Source organism: Vibrio crassostreae (assembly GCF_041439375.1).
Lineage (GTDB): Bacteria > Pseudomonadota > Gammaproteobacteria > Enterobacterales > Vibrionaceae > Vibrio > Vibrio crassostreae_D.
On record NZ_JBGONY010000114.1, the window covers coordinates 1 to 5,103 of the forward strand.

The window sequence follows — 5,103 nt, forward strand, 5'->3', positions numbered from 1 at the left end:
ATGATCTGATCGTAGCTTTAAGCATTAGTTCCCTGATTTAGGAAACAAAGCCCTTTTTTACCATTCTCTTCGATGTCTTCGACGATCCCTTCTTGAGCAATAGAATCTAAACGGGTCATTAATTGCTTAGCATTATCAACAGGGCAAATTAAACCCATACCTAATGACGCATATTTCACGCCCTCTTTTTTTCTCCATCGAGCTGCTTATTAGAAAAAGCAAAGAACGCCCCCGCCTCATTAAATGCTTGCGTTTGTTTGGCTTGAATATAGTGAGAGAGATATTTCATCACTTACTCCTTACGTTATTAAAAAATATCCCAAGAATTAAAACGGGCAACGGTGAAACGAAAAGAGGGATCTCGAAGGGGTTGATACATCCTTCACAATAAAATTGTCAGTTAAGTCCCCTATTTTAAAGTGGTGCAAGATAATCTTCTCAACCTCAGCCTGAGTGGATGGGTAGAACTTAGAATCACGCAAAGTAAATCCTGCAATTTTGAGTTCAGCTAAGGTAATGTCGCTACACGGCGTAAGAGAAAAGCCGTGCTCTTCTCCCTCTGTACGCTGAGGAATACGCAGTAAAGAGATATCATTTTTTGGTGAGCTTTCGTGCCCAGCGGCGAAACGCTGGTCGCTGAGCGTCAATGTAGAGAGAGTTGGGGTTGAGTTTTGTTGTGCCATGACAAGTTTCCTTTCTGTTTGAGTATCACTTTTATGGAGCCGCTTGGCTGTCCAGATCTCAAACAGGGTTCTTCTCTGCAGGGGCGCGAAGCGTTTATTAACCCTTGCAGAGAAGGTTCTGATTGAAGATGGTGAACAGTCTGCGAGCGCCATCCAATGATGCGAGTCGAAAGGAAAATCGGCACATAAGAAAACAAGCCCTTACTCGAACTTAATTGAAGCCAGTGAAAGGTAATAAGGAGGCACGACGATGCGCAGCTACGCAGTAGCGGAGGCGTTGGGTGATTGTTCGCAGTAACTGAATGTCACATCGAGCTTGCTCGATAACAGTGCCATAAGTTATCGCGAGAGGAGTGAAGCGACGGAATGAGCCGTCCGAAGGGAGAACGCCCAATATTTAAGTTTAATACGTACTTTACAGGTTGATTGGCGTTGGAAACAGAACCGTCATAGTCAATATTCAGGGATATGCGTCGAAGGTGGTTCAAGTCAAATATCGCAATAAATCTAAAGGGTTATTCGCCATGTAGCCATTAACTCAACTGGCCTCCACCTTTTTGGTCAGGGAGAGCGGAAAGTGGAAAAGCTTGATGCAAAGAAACGCAGAGCATGGCAAAAGCTGCACTTAGCTTTCATCTCGATACACCCGAAACCATGAGTGCGGAAGTCAGTTTTGTTGTGCCAGGAGCCTCTGAAAAAGAAAGGTTTTCCCTCACTGAAACTCACCTCGAAAGAAGGTAATGCTTTGGGAAGAGAGTGGATCAATAAATGAAGCGGAAAAGGCGCTAACGAGCGGTAAAGCGAGTTTGAAATACTACAACGCTCAAATAGGTGAAATGATAGTAAATGTCAAAACAACAAACAAAAATTATAGCTCTAACTATGCCAGTTAGAAGCCAACGGTTAGCCATAGACGATGTAGCTTTATCTCCAGGCAGATTTTATCAACACAACCACTTTGCCACACAACCCTTTATGCTTGAGCGGCTAATGAGAAAGTTGTGCTAGTTCGTCTGTATTCAATCCCGTGACATCCATAATGGTTTGTTGATCTAGACCATTAAGCAGCATCTTACGCGCCATCTCCTTGAGTGCTTCTTGGCGACCTTTTTCCTCACCTAATTGTATACCTTCTTGGCGCCCTTCTTGGCGTCCACGTTGCTCGCCTTGTTGGCGCAATTGTTCTGCAATAGTCATAAGTGTGTCCTCGTGTTTCGGTACTGATGAGGCAAGTGACGTAATTAACGCCTCTAGGTTATTCGTTTCACCCACTTGGAGTAAGTAGCTCATCAATGACTGTACTTGCTTATCTGTAGTGTAATCGGTTAAGAGCAATGTGACCAGAGGCTCAAGGAAATCCATGATATCACGATACTTCGCGTGCTTTTGTACGAGCTCAGTAAGGCAATACGGCGATGCTGCATTATCTCATCATCGGATATGACCGTGACATCGACCAAAGGAAAGTCCTGAGTATAAAGTGCTTTAGCCTTGTCAGGGTTAGCGAACCCTTTTAACCAATTCATTTTATAGGGATAAGGCGAGACTTTGCCATGATAAAACTGCAACGGGATCACCAGAGGTAAATGCTCATGGCCAGCTTCAAGATGTTGTTGCATGGCGGCGATAGCGTAACGCATCAGTCTGAACGCCATGTGTTTATCTGGTCGACTCTGGTGCTCGATTAACGCGTAGACGTACCCTTCCCCCTGAGACGTTTTAAGAGAATAAAGGACATCCTAATAGTAAGGCCGTAAGTTTTCTTCTATAAAGCTGCCTGATTCGAGCTTTAAGGTCGTCAAATCAGTACCATGATAAAAATTCTGCACCATGTTGGTTTCTTTCTACACATCAATTTAGTTCATTTACTCTAAGTAATCTTTGCCCCATTCTGCGTTTCGGCAGCTAGCTATCACAGAATGCAGCCGCCAATTTTGACCTACTTGTTCTTATGTCTAGAGCTCTAACTATGTGACCAAATCTGCTAATCCACTACATTAGAAGGGCAACTCTCTTCCCTGTAATTGATCGTTATCCCGTAAAATTCGAGCTTATCTAGTAATAAACTGCCGAATACCTTTTTGGTCATTTAATTTTCACACCCAAACCAAGTGATATTAAGGTACCTACCAGTGTTGTGATCACCACCGATATCAATGAACCAATCAGCACATACTCAGTCATGCTTCGGTCGTCTGATTTATTCAACTCACCAAACCTAAATATTGACTTAGCCGCCAATACAAAACCCACAGCTGCATAGCTCCCCACAAGCGTAAAGGTCAGTATTAACACTCGCTCTAAATAACCGATCAACTCACCACCTGCGATAAGACCACTAATACTAGTAGTATCTTGATCTTGATCTGATATTGGAAACTTCCTTAAGACGCTGCCAATCACAATCGAAGTTGGCTTGAGAATTAGTAAGTAAGCAAATACCACCATAACACCATCTGAGAACTTCTCATCTTGTAGTACGGCATCGATCATTACACCATCTGCCATGTGAAAGGCAATGGCTACTAGCACTGATACATGCAAAGTCTGGTCGATAATAAAATAGGAAAACTTACCACCATTTCGTGCTCTTACTTTCCACAAATCGATAATAAAATGACTTACCGCTATGATAACTACCAAGCAAGTAGTTGAGCGCCAGTCAATACCTAACGCTATAGCAGGAACTAACAACGCGACACCGTGTAATAGTGAGTGAAAGTACAGTTCAGTTGAACGGTAAGTGTATTTTTTCTTTGCTTCTACCCATTGGTTCGGCTGGAGGTAAAAATCACAGATGATGTGAATCATCAAGAACGGTATTAGAACATCAAAAAAATTAAACATACTTGAGTCCCTTCACTTGGTTTATGAATCGCCAATTTAGCTCACTGATTAGCGGCCAACCTGAAGCTTTAAGAGACTTACTGGCAGTGGCAGTAGCAACATCGAGCTTTTCTGCTAACTCACTAATAGACAAACCTTCATTGGTTCGAAGCATCGGAAGCATAACTTCACATTGGCGCGAGGTTAATTCCGTTAGTTGTCTATCGAGGTACTTAAAGAGTAAGTCAAAGTGCTCAGTGAGTTCGAAACGGTCAGAGTTAAATAACAACCTGTCGCTTTTTAAGGCTTTTAGTCCACGCCCAGAAAGAACAAATGCTTCACCCATCGATTCAGAGACAGACTCACGCAAATCGGCATTAGAGGCAATAGCAAGGCTAATGCGACTATCAAACTCTTTGCCAAGCGCTTTAATGCCAATACGATAAATGATGGTGTATCTCAGAGCGCTTTCAATATCATGCACCACGGTCTGAAATTCATCGCCACGCTCAATACTGTGCGCATTTGATGAATTTCCTGCGGTGATCAGTCTCTGAATGTCTTTGATTCGTTTAAGAAGTTGTTCAAACTGTTCAGATGTTAGCTTGGTTGAGTTGACAATATCGCCGCTGATCACTGCGATAGGTTTAGAGGTAGGCTCCACATTAAAACTCCTTCTTTCATGTAGATGCCAATTTAGCCGTTTATGGCTAATAATGCAAATTTAGCCGTTTATGGCTAATAGGTGGAAATTAGCCGTTTAGGGCTAAACGATTCATGAAGCTTGTCATTACCTTAGTTTGACTGTAATCACTTTTACGAGTGCCGTTCGACTACTGTGGCAGTGATCCAATATGATCTGCACCATCAATAATGGATACTGACTCACTTTTGTCCAGAACCTTCGTAGGCTGAATTTTTACCCGTGGCATTTTCTAGCACGTTTGTGCCCCATTCCTTTTCAGCGCGAAAGTTTACTCACAATCTGTGATTGTACGTTTGCCTTACCTGTAGTTATCCGAGGGAGTGTCGTCGTAAGCTTTGTTAAAATTATGCGTCATTTTGCAGTATAATCTCCCATGCTTCTAACTAACATGCTGATTATCAATTGAACAACGATAAGAAAGACCGTATTATCGAAGGCTAAAAGCCGTATAGAAAGCGTTAGGTTTATACTCTCAACCTATTAATATCAAATCAATTTATGGGTCATATTTGAATGATGGAAAAGCAATTCAGCAATTTTGTTGCATTGTCTCAAGAAGCTTACCCAGTTTACATAAACTCTTTCGAGAGACGTCAGTTAAAACATGTCAATTTTCCAAACTTAGATAAGTACATAGATCATGATTGTTTATCAGGTTTAACACTTGAAGACGAAAGTGGAGAGTATTTGTCAATTGAAGCTAGGTTGGATGGAATTCATGGTAGCTTATTTTCTAGGTTACCTACCAAGAGGTTACTTGAGTGCGTTCTATCCACTACGTTTGAAAAATGTTGCTTTAGAATGTCACCATCTATGGAGGACTACGTTAATGACAGGGCGCGAGCATACTTTGATGAATTTATAATCCAAAGAACACTCGGGCTCGAT

Annotated in this window: 6 protein-coding genes and 2 pseudogenes; 2 read left to right on the forward strand and 6 right to left on the reverse strand. The window is 42.0% G+C overall.

Annotation, left to right across the window (positions count from 1 at the left end):
* Positions 1-17: 17 nt before the first annotated feature.
* From ACED45_RS23670 to ACED45_RS23675, 3 genes are read right to left on the reverse strand one after another with little or no spacing between them, the layout of a single operon-like run.
* Positions 18-179, reverse strand: coding sequence for a hypothetical protein (locus ACED45_RS23670; RefSeq protein WP_371715174.1), 162 nt, complete (start codon positions 177-179; stop codon positions 18-20).
* Positions 176-289: a DUF7659 family protein gene (locus tag ACED45_RS24100; protein ID WP_442806907.1), complete on the reverse strand. Its 114-nt coding sequence runs from the start codon at positions 287-289 to the stop codon at positions 176-178. Before ACED45_RS24100 ends, ACED45_RS23670 begins: the two co-directional genes overlap by 4 nt.
* Positions 290-326: 37 nt before the next feature.
* Positions 327-683, reverse strand: a complete 357-nt coding sequence (locus ACED45_RS23675; RefSeq protein ID WP_371715175.1) for a hypothetical protein — start codon at positions 681-683, stop codon at positions 327-329.
* A 473-nt stretch (positions 684-1,156) separates the two neighbouring features.
* Between ACED45_RS23675 and ACED45_RS23680 the strand changes: the two are divergent.
* Positions 1,157-1,580: pseudogene (locus ACED45_RS23680) on the forward strand (hypothetical protein); the annotation flags it as partial.
* A 90-nt stretch (positions 1,581-1,670) separates the two neighbouring features.
* Here ACED45_RS23680 and ACED45_RS23685 read toward each other — a convergent pair.
* The 3 genes and pseudogenes from ACED45_RS23685 to ACED45_RS23695 all read right to left on the reverse strand — a co-directional run.
* Positions 1,671-2,488, reverse strand: a pseudogene (locus ACED45_RS23685) (Rpn family recombination-promoting nuclease/putative transposase); the annotation flags it as partial.
* A 280-nt stretch (positions 2,489-2,768) separates the two neighbouring features.
* Positions 2,769-3,530, reverse strand: a complete 762-nt coding sequence (locus ACED45_RS23690) for a DUF3307 domain-containing protein (protein WP_016800251.1) — start codon at positions 3,528-3,530, stop codon at positions 2,769-2,771.
* Entirely contained in the window at positions 3,523-4,173 is a 651-nt protein-coding gene (locus ACED45_RS23695) for a hypothetical protein (protein ID WP_016800250.1), read from the reverse strand. The genes ACED45_RS23690 and ACED45_RS23695 overlap by 8 nt, the downstream gene beginning before the upstream one ends.
* A 555-nt stretch (positions 4,174-4,728) precedes the next feature.
* Between ACED45_RS23695 and ACED45_RS23700 the strand changes: the two genes are divergently transcribed.
* A partial coding sequence (locus ACED45_RS23700) for a hypothetical protein (RefSeq protein WP_371715176.1) occupies positions 4,729-5,103 on the forward strand: 375 nt, incomplete at its 3' end.